Source organism: Neisseria sp. P0006.S004, assembly GCF_051963015.1.
GTDB lineage: Bacteria > Pseudomonadota > Gammaproteobacteria > Burkholderiales > Neisseriaceae > Neisseria.
This window is the reverse complement of the sequence record NZ_JBQCUS010000003.1, coordinates 353,119-373,342: the sequence shown is the minus strand read 5'-3', so window position 1 is coordinate 373,342 and position 20,224 is coordinate 353,119. Positions and strand designations below refer to the sequence as shown.

Genomic DNA, 20,224 nt, shown 5'->3' with positions numbered 1-20,224 from the left:
AAGGCCGTCTGAACCTGATATTTCATGTTCAGACGGCCTTAAACTTATATAATATCCGACTCATCTGTTTAAAAAGGCAATTTCCATGCACACCATACGCACCAAAATTTGCGGCATTACCCGACCTGAAGACGCGCTGACTACGGCCGAATTGGGTGCGGATGCCATCGGGCTGGTGTTTTACGCCAAGAGTAAACGGGCAGTGAGTATTGAGCAGGCGCAGGCGGTTGTGAAAAATCTGCCGCCGTTTGTATCGGTGGTGGCCTTGTTTGTGAATGAAAACGAGCAAACCATCCGCGAGATTCTGCGTCAGGTGCCGATAGATATGATTCAGTTTCATGGCGATGAAGACGATGATTTTTGCCGTCGGTTTGACCGCCCGTATTTGAAGGCCGTGCGTGTACAGTCCGCAGCCGATATTCAGACGGCCTGTGCCAAATTTCCGAATGCACGCGCCTTGTTGTTTGATGCTTATCATCCGACCGAATACGGCGGTACGGGACAAAGTTTCGATTGGACCATGTTGCACGGCAATATCGGCAAACCGTGGATACTTGCCGGCGGATTGACTGCGGAAAACGTTGCCGAAGCGGTAAAAATCAGTGGCGCGGCGGCGGTGGATGTGTCCGGCGGCGTGGAGATCTCCGGCGGGGTTAAGAGCAGGGAGAAAATGGCGGCGTTTATTCAGGCAGTAAAGGCCGTCTGAAAATTTGTTTGAATGAAAAACAACCGGAATACAGATATGCAAGAGTCAATCGTTGAGTCCCACCCCTTCGCAGCCTTGTTGCCTCCGCAGGCAACGGTCATGATGATGGGGACGTTTCCGCCTAAAGAAGAAAAACACGCGATGCAGTTTCATTATCCGAATTTTCAAAACGATATGTGGCGTGTGTATGGGCTGGTGTTTTTCGGCGATGCGGCGCATTTTCAAAAGCAGGGCGAAAAAGCGTTTGATGCCGATAAAATCAAAGCGTTTTTGAGTGAAAAGGGGATTGCATCCTGTCCGACCGTATTGAAGGCAATACGCGAACATGGCAATGCTTCGGATAAGTTTTTAAAAGTGATAGAAACTGTCGATTTGGCGGCAGTATTGGCGCAAATGCCCGAGTGCCGCCATCTTTGCACCACTGGCGGCAAGGCAACCGAAGTTTTGTTGGAGATTCAAGGCAGCGGCATGAAAATGCCGAAAACCGGCGAAACAGTGCCGTTCCCCTATGCAGGGCGTGAGTTGACCCTGACGCGTCTGCCTTCGACTTCGCGTGCCTATCCTTTGAGTTTGGCAAAAAAAGCAGCGGCGTATCGGGCTTTTTTTGAAATGGCTGGATTGACTGTTTTTCAGGAGTAGGGCGATGGATCGTTATGAAATCTCTTTAATGGTGTTTATGGCTTTGTGGTGGCTTTTTAATGTCGTCTCAGTGTGGCTGAAGGCCAAAAAATGGCACATCAGGGTATTGTTGGGCGGAACGCTTTTGTATGTGATACAAATATCTGCAGTCATTATGTCTGTTAACGGCCTTAATTGGATATTTTTGAACGTAAGTACTATAAATACCAATGAGTTGATTATTGCTTTGCTTGCGCTTAACTTTCTGGGTTGTTGGTTGCTGGCACTGTGGCTGGGAATGTTGGCATTAAAACTATGCCTGAGAAACAAAAACGAAGAAAAATATATCGCGCCGCCGTTGGGTACGGCATTAGTTGCAACATCGAGCTGTACGCTGTTGTTCCTATTTTGTCTGCTGATATTATTATTCAATTAGTTGCCGACAAGATGAATGGAAAACGGCTATAATTGCTGACAATTTTACTTTCAGACGGCCTTGTACTGAATCAGGCCGTCTGAAACCATAAAACGAACAAGGAAAAATCCCATGAAAAATTATTACGCTCCCGACGAGAACGGCTTTTTCGGCGAACACGGCGGCCTGTACGTTTCCGAAACCCTGATTCCTGCTTTGCAAGAATTGGCAGAAGCCTATAAAGCAGCGAAAAAAGATCCTTCATTTTGGGAAGAGTTCCGCCATGATTTGAAACACTATGTCGGCCGTCCCAGCCCTGTTTACCATGCCGCGCGATTGTCCGAGCATTTGGGCGGCGCACAAATCTGGCTGAAGCGTGAAGATTTGAACCATACCGGCGCGCACAAAGTCAACAACACCATCGGTCAGGCATTGCTCGCCCGCCGCATGGGCAAAAAACGCGTGATTGCCGAAACCGGCGCAGGTCAGCACGGCGTGGCTTCTGCCACCGTCGCAGCACGTTTCGGCATGACTTGCGACGTGTACATGGGCGCAGACGACATCCAACGCCAAATGCCGAATGTGTTCCGCATGAAATTATTGGGTGCGAACGTGGTCAGCGTTGACAGCGGCAGCCGTACTTTGAAAGACGCGATGAACGAAGCCATGCGCGAATGGGTCGCCCGCGTGGACGACACGTTCTACATCATCGGCACCGCCGCAGGCCCTGCACCGTATCCCGAAATGGTACGCGATTTCCAATGTGTGATCGGCAATGAAGCCAAAGAACAAATGTTGGAAGCCATCGGCCGCCAACCTGACGTTGCCGTTGCCTGTGTGGGCGGCGGTTCGAACGCCATCGGTTTGTTCCATCCCTATATCGAAGAAGAAAACGTGCGTTTGGTCGGCGTAGAAGCCGGCGGTTTGGGCGTGGATACCCCCGACCACGCCGCGCCGATTACCAGTAAAGCCCCTATCGGCGTATTGCACGGCTTCCGCAGCTATTTGATGCAGGACGAAAACGGTCAAGTCTTGGGTACGCACTCCGTTTCCGCAGGCTTGGACTACCCAGGCATCGGCCCGGAACACAGCCATTTGAACGATATCAACCGCGTGGAATACACCGTTGCCAAAGATGACGAAGCACTCGAAGCCTTTGACTTGCTCTGCCGTTTCGAGGGTATTATTCCTGCGCTGGAATCCAGCCATGCCGTTGCTTGGGCGGTGAAAAACGCGCCGAAAATGGGCAAAGACCAAGTGATTTTGGTTAACCTCTCCGGCCGCGGCGATAAAGACATTAATACCGTGGCGAAACTCAAAGGCATTGAGTTGTAAGTCTTATTGATTGAGCAGTAAAGGCCGTCTGAAAAAGCTGGATTTCAGTCTTTCAGACGGCCTTTGTTTCCATAATGATTCAGCGTAGTATTTTATCCGCGCAAACTCTATCAAGTATCGGCGGCTAAGGAAATTTATCCTTCCAAACCGAGCTTGTGTGCTTTCTAAACCGATTATTCAAGTTATCCATCACCATGAAACATTTGGCAATCCATCTAAAACTATTGGGCATGGCGGCGTTTTGGGGCGCATCTTGGCCGATGGGGCGGATGCTGGGACAGGCGCTGCCGCCTTTAACGGGCGGTATGCTACGCTTTTTGACGGCGGCAATCTTGCTTTTGGGCTGGCTGTTTGCACGGTATCGATTGCGTACTTTGGCGGTTTTGTCGCGCAAACAATGGCTTGGTTTGGCATTGGCAGCGGCATTCGGCGTATTTGGTTTTACCGTATTGTCTATGCTGGGTTTGCAGCGGATTCCTGCTTCAAGGGCGACGGTGTTGGTTACGTTCAATCCAGTATTGACGATGTTTTTTGCGGCTTTGTTGTTTGGCGAGAAGCTCAACGGCAAGATTGTGTCGGGCATATTGTTGGCAGTGGCAGGCTCGATATGGGCGGTCACGCATGGCGAGATTGCGGCATTTTTGTCGGGCGGCGGCATAGGGTGGGGCGAAGTGCTGGTGTTTTGCAGCCTTTGCTGCTTGGTTACTTATACGATGATAGGCAGGGCGGTGTTGCGGGGGATTGATGCGCTGACGGTCACCGTGGCCACCGCTTGGCTGGGTGCAATGATGTTGCTGCCGCCTGCGCTGATTTCAGACGGCCTGCCGTTTGGTATGCTTGCCGAAATGGACGGCAGGGGCTGGTTTGCTTTGATTGGCCTGTCTGTCGGCGCAACGGTTTTGAGTTATGCGTGGTATTTTGAAGGCGTGAAGACTTTGGGCGCCGGCAGCGCTGCGGCGTACATCACTTTGGTGCCGGTATTCGGTATTTTGTGTTCCGCTTGGTTTTTGGGCGAGGCATTGCATGTTTCCTTGGTTGCCGGCTATTTGGCGGCAGTGGGCGGATTGGCGTTGATGCAGTACGGAAGACGTGCCGTCTGAAATAGGAAATATGTTATATAATAATGAAACTGATCAAACCATTGTTTTAAACATGTCTGAACATTCCTCCCTGCTCGATTTCGACCGCGCCCATCTGCTCCATCCCTATACATCTATGACCGACCCGTTGCCTGTTTATCCGGTGCGCCGTGCGGAGGGCGTGCACATCGAATTGGCGGATAGTACGCGGCTGATTGATGGGATGTCGTCTTGGTGGTGTGCGATACACGGCTACAATCATCCTGTTTTGAATCAGGCGGTTGAGGCGCAGATTAAGCAAATGTCGCATGTGATGTTTGGCGGTTTGACGCATGAGCCTGCGGTAGAGCTGGGCAAGTTGTTGGTCGGGATTTTGCCGCAGAGGTTGGACCGTATTTTTTATGCGGATTCAGGTTCGGTTTCGGTGGAAGTCGCGCTGAAGATGGCGGTGCAATACCAGCAGGCGCGGGGGTTGACGGCGAAGCAGAATATTGCGACGGTACGGCGCGGGTATCACGGCGATACTTGGAACGCGATGTCCGTCTGCGATCCGGAAACGGGGATGCACCATATTTTCGGCAGCGCGTTGCCGCAGCGTTATTTTGTCGATAACCCGAAAAGTCGTTTCGACGATGAATGGGACGAGGCAGATTTGCAGCCTGTCCGCGCCTTGTTTGAAGCGCATCATGCGGATATCGCCGCCTTTATTTTGGAACCGGTCGTGCAGGGCGCGGGCGGCATGTATTTTTATCATCCGCAGTATCTTCGCGGATTGCGCGATTTGTGCGATGAATTTGATATCGTGTTGATTTTCGATGAAATCGCCACCGGATTCGGGCGTACGGGCAAGATGTTTGCCTGCGAACACGCGGATGTCGTGCCGGATATTATGTGTATCGGCAAAGGTTTGAGCGGCGGCTATATGACGCTGGCGGCGGCAATCACTTCGCAAAAAGTCACCGAAACGATTTCGCGCGGCGAAGCGGGCGTGTTCATGCACGGACCGACATTTATGGCGAACCCGCTGGCGTGTGCCGTTGCCTGCGCTTCGGTCAAACTGCTTTTGTCCCAAGACTGGCGGGCAAATATCCGCCGCATTGAAAGCATCCTGAAAGGCCGTCTGAAAGCTGCATGGGAGATTCGCGGCGTGAAAGACGTACGCGTTTTGGGTGCCATCGGCGTGATCGAGCTGGAAAAAGGCGTGGATATGGCGCGTTTTCAAGCGGACTGCGTGGCGCAGGGCATTTGGGTGCGCCCATTCGGCAGGCTGGTGTACCTCATGCCGCCTTACATCATTTCAGACGACCTCTTGACCGAAATTGCCGACAAAACTGTACAAATCTTGAAGGAATACAGCAAATGAAAGGCGTTTACTTCGTCAGCGGCATAGACACGGACATCGGCAAAACCGTCGCCACCGGCGTATTGGCAAAACAATTGTTGCAGCAGGGCAAAAGCGTGATTACGCAAAAGCCCGTGCAAACCGGTTGCCAAAACATCGCCGACGACATCGCCGTCCACCGCAAAATCATGGGCATACCCATGCAGGAGGCCGACAAACAAGGGCTGACCATGCCCGAAATCTTCAGTTATCCCGCTTCGCCTCACCTTGCCGCCCGACTGGACGGCAGGACTTTGGACTTGGACAAAATCCGCAACGCCACGCAAGAATTGGCGGCGCAATACGAAATTGTGTTGGTTGAAGGCGCAGGAGGATTGATGGTTCCGCTGACAGAAAATCTGTTAACCATTGATTATATCCGTCAGCAAGGCTATCCCGTCATCCTCGTTACCAGCGGACGGCTTGGCAGTATCAACCACACCCTGCTCAGCTTCGCCGCGCTCAAACAATACGGCATCCGGTTGCACAGCCTGATTTTCAACCATATTCACGACAGCAAAGATGAAACCGTTGCCGGAGATACCTTGGAATATCTTAAAGGCCGTCTGAAAGATGAGTTTCCCGAAGCCAAATGGCAGGAGTTGGCCAAAACAGAGGTGTCAGATGGAGCTTGATATACCGCGTGGCACGCTTTGTTCACATGCCGAAGCTTCAAGTCTTTTGTCGTCTAAGGCCGGACATTTGCTGACCGTTTCTTCGCTAACTGCCGCTTTGCGCGCTTCCGGTAAGGATTTTTCAGTTGAGCCTGTGTATTTGGGTTTGACGAAGGGTGCGGAAAACGGAGACGAAATCTTTGTGCGCGATGTTTTGCTCAAACTGGACGGCGAAACAGTGATACAAGCCAGAAGCGCATGCCGACCGGATAGCCGTCTATGGACAGAATTATTAGATTGCGGAACGCAGCCTTTGGGCGAGCGCCTGTTTGACGGTACATTGCCGTTGAAACGTTCGGATTTTGAGTTTCTTCGTTTTGAAGATTTCGACCATCCATCTTTCAGACGGCCTGTTACCGCGCGCCGTTCCTATTTCGATTGGAACGGCGAAACATTGGAATTAACAGAATATTTCTTATTGAAATTAATAGATTTATACCGCTAAGGCCGTCTGAAAATAAAGCCAATTACCGATGTTTGTCATAATTCTGTTATAATACAATAAATTAAATTGTTAAGATCTGTTTGATTTCAGACGGCAATAAATTATAATAAGAGCTAAGGCTCTAAAAAGCCTTTCCTTCCGAATCGACACATAAACAACGACACATTACATCAATGAACATACGGCGCTTTTTCCTACAATTTTTACCGCGTTACGCAGTCGGACGGATGGTGATATACGCCAAGCTGATGCGCGTCGACAAACCCATTGGCACCCTGCTTTTGCTGTGGCCGACTTATTGGGCATTGTGGATTGCGTCTAAAGGCGTTCCCGACGCGGATATTTTTATTGCCTTTACCGCAGGCACGTTTTTAATGCGCAGCGCAGGTTGCGTCGTGAACGACTTTGCAGACCGCAATTTTGACGGCGCAGTAGAGCGCACCAAAAACCGCCCGTTTGCCAAAGGTTTGGTTTCCAAAACCGAAGCGTTGCTTTTGACCGTCATGCTGTGTCTGATGGCGGCTTTATGCTTGGTACCGCTCAACCGCTTTACTTGGCTGATGAGCCTTCCGGCCTTGTTCCTGGCCGTCACATATCCCTTTACCAAACGCTTTTTCCCGTTGCCGCAGTTTTATTTAGGACTGGCATTTTCGTTCGGCATTCCCATGGCCTTTGCCGCCGTGCAAGGCCGAGTGCCTCCCGAAGCATGGCTGATGTTTACCGCCAATGCCTTATGGACGCTGGCTTACGACACGATTTATGCCATGGCGGACAAAGAAGACGATTTGAAAATCGGCATCAAAACTTCGGCAATCACATTTGGCCATCACGACATTACCGCCTCTATGCTTTGCCATTTTTGGTTTACCGTATTGATGGTGGTGCTGGGTATTAAAATCGGCGCAACTTGGCCTTATTGGCTGGTATTGCCGATAACCGCGTATTGGCAGTGCCAGCAATATGCAGCCATCCGCACGCGCGACCGCCAGTTGTGCTTCCAAACGTTTTTGGCCAACAACCGCATCGGCTTGGCGTGGTTTTGCGGATTGGTCTGCCATTATTTCTGGTTGTTTTTGGTTTCCAAATTGTTTTAAAAAACTAGGTTGAGGCCGTCTGAAAAGAAGGGAAAAGGGGTATGCCGGACATACCCCTTTTCATTTGAATCATAGTTTGGCTAATGATAGAATTTTTACTTTAAATCCAATATAAGCAAGCAGTTGGCTTATTTTTAGCTCGTTAAAAAATATCAAAAACAACATGGAAAATGTTAGCAGGGCGAGTGTAAATTACGCCTTCAGGATTGAGATTTGCACCGACAATCGGTACAATCCCATTGTTTTGCGACATTTAAAAGAGATACACATGAGCCTGATCGGCGAAATTTTACCTTTGTCCCATATCGTTTTGGATTTGGAAGTCAGCAGCAAAAAGCGTCTGTTTGAAGAGGCTGCACAGCTGCTGGAGAATGAAGCAGAATTACCGAATACCAACGTGTTCGACTGCCTGTTTGCCCGTGAAAAACTCGGTTCGACCGGTTTGGGGCAGGGGGTGGCGATTCCCCATGGCCGTCACGCATGCGTGAAAAAAGCCACCGGTGCATTTATCCGCACCAAAGAACCGGTCGCCTTTGATGCGCCCGACGGCAAACCCGTTTCTCTGATTTTCATCCTGCTTGTGCCTGAAAACGCTACCGGCGAACATTTGGAAGTCTTGTCCAAACTGGCCGGTAGATTCTCTCAAAAAGCCATCCGTGAAGCGTTGATGGCCGCTACTTCTGCCGAAGAAGTACGCACACTCCTGAGAGAAGAGTAATTCATGCCCAGCATATCCGTCCGCCGCCTGTTTTCCGACAATCAGCACAAACTCGAACTTGCTTGGGCTGCCGGCAATTCCGGCGCGGACAACCGTATCGGTGTCGAAGCCGATAAACCCGTCTTGGCCTTGGTCGGCCACTTAAACTTTATCCATCCCAACCAAATTCAAGTTGTCGGCGTAGCCGAAGCCGAATATTTGCGCCGCTTGGAATCGGGCGAGCTCAACTACGATTTCGGCGAGCTTTTCGACATCCCTATGTCTTTGGTCATCGTTGCCAACGGCTTGTCTGTTTCGCCCAAATTGCGCGATTATTGCCATACCAACAGCATCCCCTTGCTGACTTCCAAGCAGGAAAGTCCGCACTTGATGGACGTTTTGCGGATTTATCTGCAACGTACATTGGCGACTTCCACCATCAAGCACGGCGTATTTTTGGATGTATTTGAAGTGGGCGTACTCATTACCGGACAATCCGGCTTGGGTAAGAGCGAATTGGCATTGGAGCTGATTTCGCGCGGCCACAGCCTGATTGCCGATGATGCGGTCGAACTTTTCCGTACCGGCCCGGAAATGCTGGAAGGCCGTTGTCCGCCTATGCTGCGTGATTTCCTCGAAGTACGCGGCTTGGGCATACTCAATATCCGCCACATTTTTGGCGAAACCTCTATCCGTCCGAAAAAAATCCTCCAGCTGATTATTAATTTGGTTCCGGCCGACGACGGATACATGAAACAACTCGATCGATTGAGCATCCGTACCGAAACAGAATCTATCCTCAACGTCAGCGTCCGTTCCGTTACCCTGCCTGTTGCAATCGGTCGAAACTTAGCAGTATTGGTTGAAGCTGCAGTGCGCAATTACATCCTTCAATTGCGCGGTAAAGACAGCACCAAAGAATTCCTCGAACGCCATCAAACACAACTCAAAGAAAACGAACAAAATCATGAAAATCGTCCTGATTAGCGGCTTATCCGGCTCAGGAAAATCCGTAGCCCTCAAACAACTCGAAGATTCAGGCTTTTATTGCGTTGATAATCTGCCTTTGGAAATGTTGCCTTCGCTGGTGTTGTACCATATTGAACGCGGCGAAGAAACTCAGCTTGGTGTCAGCGTTGATATCCGTTCCGGTATCAATATCCAAGAAGCGCAAGAGCAAATCCAATTTTTGCGTGACGAAGGACATCAGGTCGAAGTCCTGTTTGTTGAGGCGGAAGAGGGTGTGTTGGTTCGCCGCTTCTCGGAAACCCGCCGCGGCCATCCTTTATCCGGTCAAAACCTGACTTTGTTGGAAAGCCTGCAAAAAGAACGCGAGTGGCTCTTCCCGCTTAGAGACATCGCATATTGCATCGATACGTCCAAAATGAACGCACAGCAGCTGCGTTATGCCGTGCAACAATGGCTCAATATTGAACGTGTAGGTTTGCTGGTCATTCTTGAATCCTTTGGTTTCAAATACGGCGCTCCCAATAATGCCGACTTTATGTTTGATATGCGCAGTCTGCCCAATCCGTATTACGATCCGGAATTGCGCCCCTTTACCGGCATGGACAAGCCTATTCAAGATTATTTGGGCCAGCAGCCGTTGGCTCAAGAAATGGTTAATGACATCGACCATTTTATTAGCCGCTGGCTGCCGCGCCTGCAACAAGAGAGCCGAAGTTATGTAACGATTGCCATCGGTTGTACCGGCGGGCAACACCGCTCCGTTTATGTTGTGGAAAAACTGGCCGAACGCCTCAAAGGCCGTTACGAACTCCTTGTCCGCCACCGTCAGGCTCAAAGCTTGGCAGGACGCTAACTTGCCGTTTCAGACGGCCTCAAAGGAAGAAACCATGAAAAAAATCAGTCTGACCGCATTATCCCTGCTTATCTTGACCGCCTGCGCGACAGAGCCTGTCACTGCTTACCGTTGGCACCGTACCGGAGCGAGCGAAGCTGAAGTTTCTCGCCAAATTAATACCTGCAAATCACAAGTTCAAAATGGAACCAAACGTGGCAATACATCCAAAACTTTTGAGCAGTGTATGGATGAGGCAGGTTATTACAGCTACGAGCATGGCAACCTCTAAATCCTGATTGACCGATTATCCAAATGCCGAGGCCGTCTGAAAAACAATGATTTTTCAGACGGCCTCAGATACGAATAGAAAGAATAAAAAGACATGGCTATCCAATGGTTTCCCGGCCACATGAACAAGGCAAAAAAGGCCATTGCTGAACGCATTAAAAGCGTTGATATGGTGATTGAGATGTTGGACGCGCGTATGCCTGCTTCCAGCGAAAATCCATTGCTTGCCCAGTTGTCCAAAGGCAAGCCCAAACTGAAAATCTTAAACAAACAAGACCTTGCTGATCCCGAGCGTACCAAAGTTTGGCTCGAACACTACAACAGCCGCCAAGATACCCGCGCCATTGCGCTTGATTCTTCCGAAACCGGCGCTCATGGCAAAATTACCCAAGCCTGCCGCGCCATGATTCCGCATCGTCAAGGTATCGAGAAGCCGTTGCGTGTTCTGATTTGCGGTATTCCCAACGTCGGCAAATCCACCTTGATTAACGGCATGATCGGCAAAAAATCTGCCAAAACTGGTAACGAACCTGGTATTACCAAAGCCGAACAGCGCCTTTTCCTTGCCGACGATTTCTGGCTTTACGATACACCCGGTATGTTGTGGCCAAAAATTATTGTTGAAGAAGGCGGTTACAACCTTGCAGCCGGTGGTGCAGTCGGACGCAACGCGCTGGATGAAGAAGAAGTGGCGCTTGAGCTTTTGGATTACCTCCGCCGCCATTATCTGGCTCTGTTGCAAGAGCGCTATCAAGCCGACAAAGATCCAAGCAGCCATTGGGACGATACTTCTTGGCTGGAGTGGATTGCCAAAAAACGCGGTGCGGTTTTGAGCGGCGGACGGGTTAACTATCAAAAGGCCGCTGAAAATATCCTGACTGATTTCCGCGAAGGCAAAATCGGCAGAATCACGCTGGAAACGCCAAACCAATGGGAAACTTGGCTGAAAAAAGCCAGACAGAAAGAGGCCGAACTTAAAGCCATTCGTGAAGCCAGAAAGGCGGAAAGAAAAGGGCAGCAGCCTTCAGCCGATTAATATAAAAGGCCGTCTGAAATGTATTTTCAGACGGCCTTTTGTTGGAATAGACAATTTAGAGGGCGGTACGGCTGAAGCTGTCCAGAGCTTTATCGGTTTGGATTTGGTTGAACTGCATGATGGTTTTGTCGCCTTGCTTTTCGTCCAATTCGATTTTTCGTACCAGCGTATCGCCGTTGATTTCGATACGGTTGAAGATTTGGCGGGTAATGGCAGTTTTCGGAGTCAGGGTCAACGTCCATTTTTTCTCGTTGCCGTTTAATTTCAAATCAAATTGTTTTTCCAAGCCTTGAGTATTGCCGCCCAAAAGGTCGAGGAAGAGTTTGATTTGGCGGCTTTGGCCGTTGAGCTTGCTGGCGTTTGGGTTGACCCATTGGCTGCCGTTCCATTGCATGATGCCGTCTGAACGCACGCGCAGGGTGGTTTCAAATGGTTTTTGCATTTTCCAGAGCAGGCCTTTTTGTGGGACAAGGGTAAAGCTGCCGCTGGTGGTCATGGGTTTGCTGAGGGATTTGAGCTGGCGTTGTTGGACAAAATTGCCTTGCACGTTTTGCGGTTTTTGCAGGGTTTGTGCCAATTCGGCAGGGGAAAATGCCCATAAAGCCGGAGCGCTGATGAGGAGAGTAAGAGAAAGAATGGTTTTTTTCATTGTGCTTCCATAAGGTTTGAGGCCGTCTGAAAATTCAGACGGCCTTTTATTGCTTTAATTATAAGGCTGACAAGGCCTGATTAAAGGTTGCGCTTGGACGCATTGCTTGTGCCGCTTTTTCAGGATTGGCTGCGTAGTAGCCGCCGATGTCGACCGCTTTGCCTTGTACGGCAGAGAGTTCTTCAACGATTTTGGCTTCGTCGGCAGTCAAAGCGGCTGCCAATGGAGCAAATGCGGCTTTCAGTTCGGCATCTTTGTCTTGCGCCGCCAATTCTTGCGCCCAGTAGAGTGTGAGGTAGAAATGGCTGCCGCGGTTGTCGAGTTCGCCTGCTTTACGTTTAGGCGATTTGTCGTTCAACAGCAGTTTTTCGGTGGCTGCATCCAAAGTGTCGGCGAGGACTTGGGCTTTGGCGTTGCCGGTTTTTTGCGCCAGATGTTCAAACGATACGGCGAGTGCTAGGAATTCGCCCAAAGAGTCCCAACGCAAGTGGTTTTCTTCGAGGAATTGTTGAACATGTTTCGGTGCGGAGCCGCCAGCGCCGGTTTCAAACATACCGCCGCCATTCATCAATGGAACGATAGACAGCATTTTCGCGCTGGTACCCAGTTCCAAAATTGGGAACAAGTCGGTCAGGTAGTCGCGCAGGACGTTACCGGTTACGGAGATAGTATCTTCACCGTTTTTCAGACGGCCCAAGCTGAATTTAGCGGCTTCTTCAGGAGCGAGGACGCGGATGTCGAGGCCGTCGGTATCCAGTTCGGCAAGGTAAGCTTTAACCTTGGCGAGCAGGCCCTTGTCGTGCGGACGGTTTTCGTCGAGCCAGAATACGGCTGGCGTGTTGCTCAGACGGGCGCGGTTAACAGCGAGTTGTACCCAGTCTTTAACCGGAGCGTCTTTGGTTTGGCACATACGCCAGATGTCGCCGGCTTCAACGTCGTGTTGCATCAGGACATTGCCTGCTGCATCAACCACTTGAACTTGACCGTCGGCTTCGATTTCGAAAGTTTTGTTGTGTGAACCATATTCTTCGGCTGCTTGCGCCATCAGACCGACGTTAGGAACAGTACCCATGGTTGTCGGGTCAAACGCGCCGTGTTCGCGGCAGAAGTCGATGGTTGCTTGGTAAACACCGGCGTAGCTGCTGTCAGGAATGACGGCTTTGGTGTCTTGCGCTTTGCCGTCTTTATCCCACATACGGCCGGAATTACGAATCATCGCAGGCATAGAAGCATCGACGATGACATCGCTAGGAACGTGCAGGTTGGTGATGCCTTTGTCGGAATCAACCATCGCCAAATCAGGGTTGGCGGAGTAAACGGCGGCGATTTCGGCTTCAACGGCTGCGCGGGTGTCCGCATCCAGTTTGTCCAAATTGGCAAGCAGGTTGCCGAAGCCGTTGTTGACATTGACGCCTGCGGCAGCCAGTTTGTCGCCGAATTTTTCAAATACAGGCGCGAAGAATACTTTGACGGCGTGTCCGAAGATAATCGGGTCGGACACTTTCATCATGGTGGCTTTCATGTGCAGCGAGAACAATACGCCTTTTGCCTTCGCGTCTTTGACTTGCTCGGCAAGGAAGGCAAGCAGGGCTTTTTTGCTCATTACGGTCGCGTCAATGATTTCGCCGGCTTTCAGGGCAACAGGCTCGCGCAGCTCTTTTTTGTTGCCTTGTTTGTCGGTGAACACGATGGATACGGAAGTCGCTTCAGGTACGGTAACGGATTGTTCGTTATGGAAAAAGTCGCCGCTTTGCATGGTGGCAACGTGGGTTTTGGAATCTTTGGTCCATGCGCCCATGCTGTGCGGATGTTTTTTCGCAAAGTTTTTCACTGCTTTAGGCGCGCGACGGTCGGAGTTGCCTTCACGCAGGACAGGGTTTACCGCGCTGCCTTTGATGCGGTCGTAGCGTTCGCGTACGGCTTTTTCTTTATCGGTTTGAGGGTCGGCAGGATAGTCGGGAACGGCAAAGCCTTTAGACTGCAATTCTTTAATCGCGGCAGTCAGTTGAGGTACGGATGCGCTGATGTTCGGCAGTTTGATTACGTTTGCATCGGGTTGTTTCACCAGTTCGCCCAATTCGGCAAGCGCATCAGGTACGCGTTGCACTTCGGTCAGGTATTCTGGAAAAGCCGCCAAAATACGGCCGGAGAGAGAAATGTCGCTGGTTTTGACATTAATATCGGCGTGGCGGGTAAACGCCTGCACGATTGGCAACAGGGATTGAGTGGCCAATGCAGGAGCTTCGTCGGTGTAGGTATAGATAATGGTGGATTTAGTCATGGGATTATTCTCTATGTAGGTTAAGTTTTTCTTTTCGGGCACATCGCGAGATGAAACGTGCTAAGGCTAATTATGGCATATTTCGGCGGATTTGGTTGTTGTTTTGATGTTATTGTTTTTTAAGTTGCGGAAAAGAAAAAGGCCGTCTGAAAAGACAGCCTAAATATAAGGACTTATCCGATAATCAAAACAGCATTGCTGCCACCGAAAGCGAATGATGAGCTGGCGGCAATGCGTTTTTCAGACGGCCAGCGGCTGTTTTCGTCGGTCAAAGCAATGTTGGGCAGCTCGGAATCGGGTACATTGTCCCATTGTTGCGGCGGCAGTTTGCCTTCCGGATTGTATTGGCGGTTGGCCATCAACCAGGCAAATGCGGCTTCAATCGCACCGGCTGCGCCCAAGGTATGACCGGTAGACGGTTTGGTTGACGTGCAAAGGGTATGGCTGCCAAATACTTCGGCAACGGCTCGGCTTTCCATGCTGTCGTTGTGCTGCGTGCCGGTGCCGTGCAGATTGATCCAGCCGATGTCTTCTGCTTTCAAACTGGCTTTATCCAAAGCAGCCTGAAAGGATTGGGCTGCACCCAAACCATCGGGGCGGGGCGAAGACATATGGTAGGCATCGCTGCTTGCGCCGTAGCCCAGCAACTGCATTTCGCCGTCAAAATCGGCATCGCGCGTCATCACGAAAAATGCGGCCGCTTCGCCGATATTGATGCCGTTTCGGTTGGCAGAAAAGGGCTTAGCGATGCCGTCTGAAAGCACTTCCAAAGAGGCAAAACCATTAATCGTCAGCGGAGAAAGCGTATCCGCGCCGCCGCAAATCACGGCATCACACAATCCGGCACGAAGCAATCGGGCTGCGCTGATGAGGGCGCGTGCTCCGGAAGTGCAGGCGGTGGAAACGGTATAGCGCAAGCCGTCCAGGCCGTAAACTTGGGCGATAAATTCGGAGGGCGAAGCCATGGTGTGTTGCAGCTGTTTGAACGGAACATCCGTCCACTCACCACCTCGGACAACGTGTTGGAACAAGGGGATATTTTCGTCTGCGCCACTGGTGGACGTACCAGTCACGACAGCGACCCTTTCTTTGCCGTAACGGGCAATGGCCGTCTGAATCAGTCCGTCTATTTGCGAAAGCGCGTGAAGGATAAGCTGGTTGTTGCGGCTGCGATGCGCTTCGGGAATGCTGTCGGGCAGAGGCATCAGGGTTTCTTTGACTGCACCGAAAGCATGCGTTTTGCCTTTTACCCATTGGTCTGAAAAAGTCAGGGGCGTGTTTTCAGACGGCGTGAGTAAGGCATCGGCATGAACTTGCAAGCCGCTGCCCAATGCGCTGGTCAGTGCCGGACGGCTGAGATAAACAGGAGTATTCATGAATTAGTCTTCTGCAATCGGGCTGACCGTCCAGAAAGTTTGGTCGGGGAAGCCGATGAGGAATTGTTCGGAATGGTGGGCGACACACCACAAATCACGCTCGCGGTAGCTAAACACCGCGCCTTTGCCGTCAGGGCAGAAGCCTTGATGGGTGGCATTTTGTTGGCGGGCTTCAGGGTAAAGCGTGGCGGCGTGTTCTGCGGCCAAAAGCGGCAACAAGGCGGCAAATAGTCGGCGCGAATTGGCATTGGGCATCACAAAGCCGTCATTTTTCCAGCCTTTGGTGCTGACCGATTGACGCGATACCGGCGCTCCCAGTGCATCGGTTTGGACAAAGCGGATGCCGTCTGAATGAGGCTCGACTGCCAAGAGATTGGTTTGAACGGTTTGCCCCGCCGCATTAGTCTGCTCAAGTTTGAACCATTGACCTTCTTTGGAAAGCGGCGGCAGCGTTTGCGGATGGGGGAGCGAGGTTGCGCATGCGGAAAGCAGCAGTGCGGCAAGCAAAGGGATAAATCGCATAAGGTTTTATCTATCGGTCAAAATATTTAATGGTGAGGGTAGATTTTCAGACGGCCTGTTCTGTTTTTAGGCGCGGCCGTCTGAAAGGCATTCGTCCTTATTCTACCTTCAAATCGCCCACCAATGCGGCAAGTGTGGATAAGCGTTGCTCGGATTTTTCCACGAATGGATTGTTCGTATCCCAAGCGTAGCCTGCCAAAATAGACGAAATCATGCGGCTGATTTCAGGACTGCGGTTGGGCGCGTAGATGGCATTTTGGAAGCGGAAATCGTACCAACCGTTTACATAAGTGCGGAATGCGTTCACACCGATCATCAGTTGGTCGGCAAATTCGGTTTGCCAATCGACGGCTTCGCCTTTGAGTTGTTTGCCCAGTAAATCGGCAGCCAGTTTGGCAGAGTGCAGGGCAATGGTTACACCGGAGGAGAAGACGGGGTCGAGGAATTCGGCGGCGTTGCCCAAAAGGGCGAAATGTTTGCCGTATAAGGTTTTTACGTTGGCGGAGTAGCCTTGGATAGAGCGGAACGGAAAGTCGTTTTCCCAAACGGCTTTATCTAAAATTTCCGCCAGCATCGGGCATTCGTACACAAATTTTTTCAACACGGCTTCTGATTCGCCTGCCAGTTTGTCGGGCGTGCCGACAACGCCGATGGAGCAGCGGTTGTCGCCGAAAGGAATCAGCCAAATCCAGACATCGCGATGTTCAGGATGCGTGTTGATCAGGATTTTGTTGCGGTCGAATTTCGGGCTGGTGATGTTGTCGTCGATATGCGTGAAGTGGGCTTGGCGCGGAGGCAGCTCGGACGGGCTTTCCAAGTCCAAAAGGCGGGGCAGGACACGGCCGTAACCGCTGGCATCCAAAACGAATTTGGCAGTCAGTTCATAGTTTTCGCCTGTATCGGTCGCAACGCTCAAACGTGCCACATCGCCGCTGTTGTCAAACGCGGTTACGCCGTGTCCGAAGCGGACATCGACGCCTTGTTTTGCCGCTTCATCAATCAGGATTTTGTCGAAGATGCCGCGGCGCACTTGATAAATGGTGCCAGGACCGTCTGAAAATTTTTCAGTAAAGTTGAAATCTGTGTAACGGCTGCCCCATGAAAACGCAGCACCGTCTTTAAATTGAAAGCTGGGCTCGGCATGTACTGCATCGGCAAAACCGGCTTCTTCCAACATTTCCATGCAATGCGGCAACAGGCTTTCGCCGATGACAAAGCGCGGGAAATGTTGTTTTTCCAATACGCAAACTTTAAAGCCTTGTTTGTTCAGCAAAGCGGAAGCAACCGAACCTGAAGGGCCTGCGCCGATAACGGCAACGTCAAATTCTACGGACATTTGAAAATACCTTTGATTTTAATGATAAAAAATGTTTAAACTAGTGTCTGAAGTTTTTCAGACGGCCTCTTACAACGTGACGATAGAAGTTGAAACAAAATATCGCCTTAATTTCAATCGTCTTCATCTTTTGTCTAATTTTTCAACAATGTGCCTGCCAGCCAAATATTGAATGCCACGCCGATGGTAACCGTCATGCCGAACGCGGCAACAGCGGGCGTGCTGCTGATGGCGAGCAGGGCAAAGGAAATGGCTGTTGTCGCGGCGGCAAGCAGCATACCGCCTAATTTTGCCGGCGCGCTGTGATGTGCGGTGGCGGCATAGACGGCATAGTCCACGCCGATGGCGGACACTAGAAGCAGGCCGAACATGGCAAACAGGCTGACGGGAATGCCGGCCAAACCGAGTACGGCAACGGTGCAGATGGCCGCGGCCAGCGGTACGGCAAGGATTTTGCTGCCGCGTTTGAAACCAAACATTTTCCACAAGAGCAACCATGCCAACGCATAGGAAGCCAGTTTCAACCATGCGGCCTGATTGCGCGTGTGGTGGAAAAGCTCGTTTAAGTGGGCGCGCTTGTCTGCCCAATGTACGCCGGAGACGTGTTGCGCCACGGCGCGTACGGCGGCTTCATCGGTCATGCCGTTCAAACGCACGACGGCAGCAAAACGGCCTGGTTCCACTTCGCCCAAATATAAGGAACGCCAAGCCTCTGCCAAATCGGTATTCAGGCCGTCTGAAAGCGATAATGGTTGTGTATCTGCAGCTTGAAGCAGGGCATCGCGCACGGTTTTGCGCGGAATGCCGATTTCTGTGAGCGGTTTCCAGCTATCAGGCAATTTGGTCAATTCGCGCAGGCGGTTTTGCAGTTTTTGCTGTTCCGTTGTCGGCAGGATGAATTGGTCGGGCGATTGGATTCCGGACAGCTTGCCTTGCGCGATTAAGGGCTGCAGGGTACGGCCGAGTTCGGCGGTTTTCTTCAATAGGGCATCTTCGCTTTGTGCTTCGGCCACCAAATATTTTCCACCAAAATCCGTGCCGCTCAACTGGCCGATTTGTTGTACCTCGGCCAACATCGCGGTCGGCATATTGACCCATTGACGGATGTCGTCACGCCAGTCGCTGCGCCACAATCCGACTGCCAGCAAAATTCCGCCCACGATTAACCAGCCGCGTTTGTGCAGGCGGTTTTTCAGACGGCCTGACAAGGAATAGAGCTTTTCGGTTAATGCGGCAAAAGGCACGGTTTTGGCACGGTAGCGGCGAAACAGTGGCGGCAGCCATAAAACGGTGGCACCAAACGCGCCAAATAAAGCGAAACCTGAAAATACGGCGGTTTGGCGTAATACAGGCAAAGGGGTAAACCACAGCAGCGCGTAGCCCAAGACGGTAATCGTCAGGCTGACGGCAAAACTTGGCAAGACATGTTTCATTGCTGATTCAGCCTGCCAAACGGTCTTTTCAGACGGTCCGAATACCGACGGAGCAAGCCAGTGCAACGGGAAATCCACCAACATACCCACCAGGCTGGTGCCGATGACGATGGTTAGGATATGCACTTCGCCGAATGTTAATAACGCAACTGCCAATCCGGTCAACATACCGGCTGCCAGCGGCAAGGACAGCAAAAATACTCGGCTGCTGCGGAAGACCCACAACAGCAGTGCAAAGGTCAGCCCAAGTCCGACCATACTCATCAGCCGACTTTCTTTTTCTGCGGCTGCTTTGGATACGGCGGCAAACAATGCGCCACCTGCGCTTAAGGTTTCCGCGCCGTTTTCCGAAGCGATTTGACGGCTTTTCGCCATCAGCGGCAAGAGGGTATCGTTGCCGGAAAATTGATCGCCGCCGGCGAGCCGTCCGTGCAAAAATACCCAAGTTTTGCCTTTGTCTTCGGTAAACAGCATGCCGTTGTCCATGTCCCACTGCAAACGGCTTTGCGGATTGGCTTTGTCGGCAACAAAGCGTCCGAAGCCCAGCCAGTCTTGTTCTAAAGACAAAGGCGAGGGCGCGGCAAACGGATTGGCCGCGGCTTCTGCCCGAGCCTGAAAATAGGCTTGCGGCTGCTCAAACAGCAGGCGTATTTCGTCTTGCGGCAAAACCGCCAAGCTCAGTTTCTGCATATCCGCCCGCACTTTGTCCAAATTCGGCGTCATGCTGCTGTCGACTTGTTCAAATACGCCGCTTTTGCGCCATGCATCGGCAATTTGTGAGGCCGTCTGAAAAGCGGTTTCAGCATCGGTACTACCGGCAAGCAAAATAACTTGCGAATTGAGCTGCGCTTCTGCGGCTTTATCCGCGGCCGTCAGTAAGGCATCGGGTTGCTGCTCGCTTGGCAACAACGCGGTCAAATCGGTTTGGATGCGTGCTTGTGAAGCAAAGGCATAAACCAAAAACAGGGTAAGAAACAGGATAAGGGCAGTATAGAGGCGGTTTAGGAGGCGAAGATTCATCGTTCAGACGACCTTTTGCAAATGCTGCTGTTGGT

Annotated in this window: 20 protein-coding genes; 14 read left to right on the top strand and 6 right to left on the bottom strand. The window is 51.3% G+C overall.

Annotated features, from left to right (window positions below; all coding sequences use genetic code 11):
• Positions 1–85: 85 nt before the first annotated feature.
• The 14 genes from ACTHR2_RS06920 to ylqF all read left to right on the top strand — a co-directional run bounded on the left by ACTHR2_RS06920 (position 86) and on the right by ylqF (position 11,572).
• Complete coding sequence (locus tag ACTHR2_RS06920) at positions 86–706, top strand: phosphoribosylanthranilate isomerase (RefSeq protein ID WP_440375530.1); 621 nt, start codon at positions 86–88, stop codon at positions 704–706.
• A 36-nt stretch (positions 707–742) separates the two neighbouring features.
• Positions 743–1,345, top strand: a complete 603-nt coding sequence (locus ACTHR2_RS06915; protein WP_049336521.1) for a DNA glycosylase — start codon at positions 743–745, stop codon at positions 1,343–1,345.
• A 4-nt stretch (positions 1,346–1,349) separates the two neighbouring features.
• Positions 1,350–1,760 (top strand): hypothetical protein, encoded by a 411-nt coding sequence (locus ACTHR2_RS06910; protein ID WP_440375529.1) that lies wholly within the window; start codon positions 1,350–1,352, stop codon positions 1,758–1,760.
• Between the two features lie 111 nt (positions 1,761–1,871).
• Positions 1,872–3,074, top strand: coding sequence for a tryptophan synthase subunit beta (trpB, locus tag ACTHR2_RS06905; protein ID WP_440375528.1), 1,203 nt, complete (start codon positions 1,872–1,874; stop codon positions 3,072–3,074).
• A gap of 194 nt (positions 3,075–3,268) precedes the next feature.
• Positions 3,269–4,174 carry a DMT family transporter gene (locus ACTHR2_RS06900; RefSeq protein ID WP_440375527.1) on the top strand — a complete coding sequence of 302 codons (906 nt, stop codon included), beginning with the start codon at positions 3,269–3,271 and terminating at the stop codon, positions 4,172–4,174.
• Positions 4,175–4,226: 52 nt separating this feature from the next.
• Positions 4,227–5,516, top strand: coding sequence for an adenosylmethionine--8-amino-7-oxononanoate transaminase (gene bioA / locus ACTHR2_RS06895; protein ID WP_440375526.1), 1,290 nt, complete (start codon positions 4,227–4,229; stop codon positions 5,514–5,516).
• Complete coding sequence (gene bioD, locus ACTHR2_RS06890; protein ID WP_440375525.1) at positions 5,513–6,169, top strand: dethiobiotin synthase; 657 nt, start codon at positions 5,513–5,515, stop codon at positions 6,167–6,169. Before bioA ends, bioD begins: the two co-directional genes overlap by 4 nt.
• Complete coding sequence (locus tag ACTHR2_RS06885) at positions 6,159–6,653, top strand: chorismate--pyruvate lyase family protein (RefSeq protein WP_440375524.1); 495 nt, start codon at positions 6,159–6,161, stop codon at positions 6,651–6,653. Before bioD ends, ACTHR2_RS06885 begins: the two co-directional genes overlap by 11 nt.
• Positions 6,654–6,826: 173 nt before the next feature.
• Complete coding sequence (gene ubiA / locus ACTHR2_RS06880; protein ID WP_150537861.1) at positions 6,827–7,747, top strand: 4-hydroxybenzoate octaprenyltransferase; 921 nt, start codon at positions 6,827–6,829, stop codon at positions 7,745–7,747.
• A 268-nt stretch (positions 7,748–8,015) separates the two neighbouring features.
• The gene (gene ptsN / locus ACTHR2_RS06875) at positions 8,016–8,465 is read left to right on the top strand and encodes a PTS IIA-like nitrogen regulatory protein PtsN (protein ID WP_440375523.1); all 450 of its coding nucleotides are present in this window, start codon (positions 8,016–8,018) and stop codon (positions 8,463–8,465) included.
• Positions 8,466–8,468: 3 nt separating this feature from the next.
• On the top strand, positions 8,469–9,431 hold the full coding sequence (gene hprK, locus ACTHR2_RS06870; protein WP_263337347.1) for an HPr(Ser) kinase/phosphatase: 963 nt from the start codon (positions 8,469–8,471) through the stop codon (positions 9,429–9,431).
• A complete protein-coding gene (gene rapZ, locus ACTHR2_RS06865; protein WP_440375522.1) occupies positions 9,412–10,266 on the top strand; it encodes an RNase adapter RapZ in 855 nt (284 codons plus the stop codon). The genes hprK and rapZ overlap by 20 nt, the downstream gene beginning before the upstream one ends.
• 34 nt (positions 10,267–10,300) lie before the next feature.
• A complete protein-coding gene (locus ACTHR2_RS06860) occupies positions 10,301–10,537 on the top strand; it encodes a lipoprotein (protein WP_003684875.1) in 237 nt (78 codons plus the stop codon).
• Positions 10,538–10,630: 93 nt separating this feature from the next.
• A complete protein-coding gene (gene ylqF, locus ACTHR2_RS06855; RefSeq protein WP_049322861.1) occupies positions 10,631–11,572 on the top strand; it encodes a ribosome biogenesis GTPase YlqF in 942 nt (313 codons plus the stop codon).
• 55 nt (positions 11,573–11,627) lie between these two features.
• Here ylqF and ACTHR2_RS06850 read toward each other — a convergent pair whose 3' ends face one another.
• The 6 genes from ACTHR2_RS06850 to ACTHR2_RS06825 all read right to left on the bottom strand — a co-directional run bounded on the left by ACTHR2_RS06850 (position 11,628) and on the right by ACTHR2_RS06825 (position 20,189).
• Positions 11,628–12,221: a LolA family protein gene (locus tag ACTHR2_RS06850; protein WP_004520070.1), complete on the bottom strand. Its 594-nt coding sequence runs from the start codon at positions 12,219–12,221 to the stop codon at positions 11,628–11,630.
• A 58-nt stretch (positions 12,222–12,279) separates the two neighbouring features.
• Complete coding sequence (locus ACTHR2_RS06845; protein ID WP_263337336.1) at positions 12,280–14,502, bottom strand: NADP-dependent isocitrate dehydrogenase; 2,223 nt, start codon at positions 14,500–14,502, stop codon at positions 12,280–12,282.
• A gap of 173 nt (positions 14,503–14,675) precedes the next feature.
• Entirely contained in the window at positions 14,676–15,878 is a 1,203-nt protein-coding gene (locus tag ACTHR2_RS06840) for a beta-ketoacyl-ACP synthase (protein WP_263337331.1), read from the bottom strand.
• Between the two features lie 3 nt (positions 15,879–15,881).
• A complete protein-coding gene (locus ACTHR2_RS06835; protein ID WP_263337328.1) occupies positions 15,882–16,400 on the bottom strand; it encodes a hypothetical protein in 519 nt (172 codons plus the stop codon).
• Between the two features lie 97 nt (positions 16,401–16,497).
• Positions 16,498–17,736 carry an NAD(P)/FAD-dependent oxidoreductase gene (locus tag ACTHR2_RS06830; protein ID WP_070608119.1) on the bottom strand — a complete coding sequence of 413 codons (1,239 nt, stop codon included), beginning with the start codon at positions 17,734–17,736 and terminating at the stop codon, positions 16,498–16,500.
• A gap of 134 nt (positions 17,737–17,870) precedes the next feature.
• Entirely contained in the window at positions 17,871–20,189 is a 2,319-nt protein-coding gene (locus tag ACTHR2_RS06825; RefSeq protein WP_263337315.1) for an MMPL family transporter, read from the bottom strand.
• Between the last annotated feature and the right edge of the window lie 35 nt (positions 20,190–20,224).

Excerpts from the sequence above, each read along its gene's own strand:
- ACTHR2_RS06850 (WP_004520070.1), bottom strand. The coding sequence starts at position 12,221 with ATGAAAAAAACCATTCTTTCTCTTACTCTCCTCATCAGCGCTCCGGCT.
- ACTHR2_RS06885 (WP_440375524.1), top strand. The coding sequence starts at position 6,159 with ATGGAGCTTGATATACCGCGTGGCACGCTTTGTTCACATGCCGAAGCT.
- bioA (WP_440375526.1), top strand. The coding sequence starts at position 4,227 with ATGTCTGAACATTCCTCCCTGCTCGATTTCGACCGCGCCCATCTGCTC.
- ACTHR2_RS06835 (WP_263337328.1), bottom strand. The coding sequence starts at position 16,400 with ATGCGATTTATCCCTTTGCTTGCCGCACTGCTGCTTTCCGCATGCGCA.
- ACTHR2_RS06830 (WP_070608119.1), bottom strand. The coding sequence starts at position 17,736 with ATGTCCGTAGAATTTGACGTTGCCGTTATCGGCGCAGGCCCTTCAGGT.
- hprK (WP_263337347.1), top strand. The coding sequence starts at position 8,469 with ATGCCCAGCATATCCGTCCGCCGCCTGTTTTCCGACAATCAGCACAAA.
- ACTHR2_RS06845 (WP_263337336.1), bottom strand. The coding sequence starts at position 14,502 with ATGACTAAATCCACCATTATCTATACCTACACCGACGAAGCTCCTGCA.
- ACTHR2_RS06860 (WP_003684875.1), top strand. The coding sequence starts at position 10,301 with ATGAAAAAAATCAGTCTGACCGCATTATCCCTGCTTATCTTGACCGCC.
- ACTHR2_RS06915 (WP_049336521.1), top strand. The coding sequence starts at position 743 with ATGCAAGAGTCAATCGTTGAGTCCCACCCCTTCGCAGCCTTGTTGCCT.
- ACTHR2_RS06840 (WP_263337331.1), bottom strand. The coding sequence starts at position 15,878 with ATGAATACTCCTGTTTATCTCAGCCGTCCGGCACTGACCAGCGCATTG.
- bioD (WP_440375525.1), top strand. The coding sequence starts at position 5,513 with ATGAAAGGCGTTTACTTCGTCAGCGGCATAGACACGGACATCGGCAAA.
- ubiA (WP_150537861.1), top strand. The coding sequence starts at position 6,827 with ATGAACATACGGCGCTTTTTCCTACAATTTTTACCGCGTTACGCAGTC.
- ACTHR2_RS06920 (WP_440375530.1), top strand. The coding sequence starts at position 86 with ATGCACACCATACGCACCAAAATTTGCGGCATTACCCGACCTGAAGAC.
- ACTHR2_RS06910 (WP_440375529.1), top strand. The coding sequence starts at position 1,350 with ATGGATCGTTATGAAATCTCTTTAATGGTGTTTATGGCTTTGTGGTGG.
- trpB (WP_440375528.1), top strand. The coding sequence starts at position 1,872 with ATGAAAAATTATTACGCTCCCGACGAGAACGGCTTTTTCGGCGAACAC.
- rapZ (WP_440375522.1), top strand. The coding sequence starts at position 9,412 with ATGAAAATCGTCCTGATTAGCGGCTTATCCGGCTCAGGAAAATCCGTA.
- ylqF (WP_049322861.1), top strand. The coding sequence starts at position 10,631 with ATGGCTATCCAATGGTTTCCCGGCCACATGAACAAGGCAAAAAAGGCC.
- ACTHR2_RS06825 (WP_263337315.1), bottom strand. The coding sequence starts at position 20,189 with ATGAATCTTCGCCTCCTAAACCGCCTCTATACTGCCCTTATCCTGTTT.
- ptsN (WP_440375523.1), top strand. The coding sequence starts at position 8,016 with ATGAGCCTGATCGGCGAAATTTTACCTTTGTCCCATATCGTTTTGGAT.
- ACTHR2_RS06900 (WP_440375527.1), top strand. The coding sequence starts at position 3,269 with ATGAAACATTTGGCAATCCATCTAAAACTATTGGGCATGGCGGCGTTT.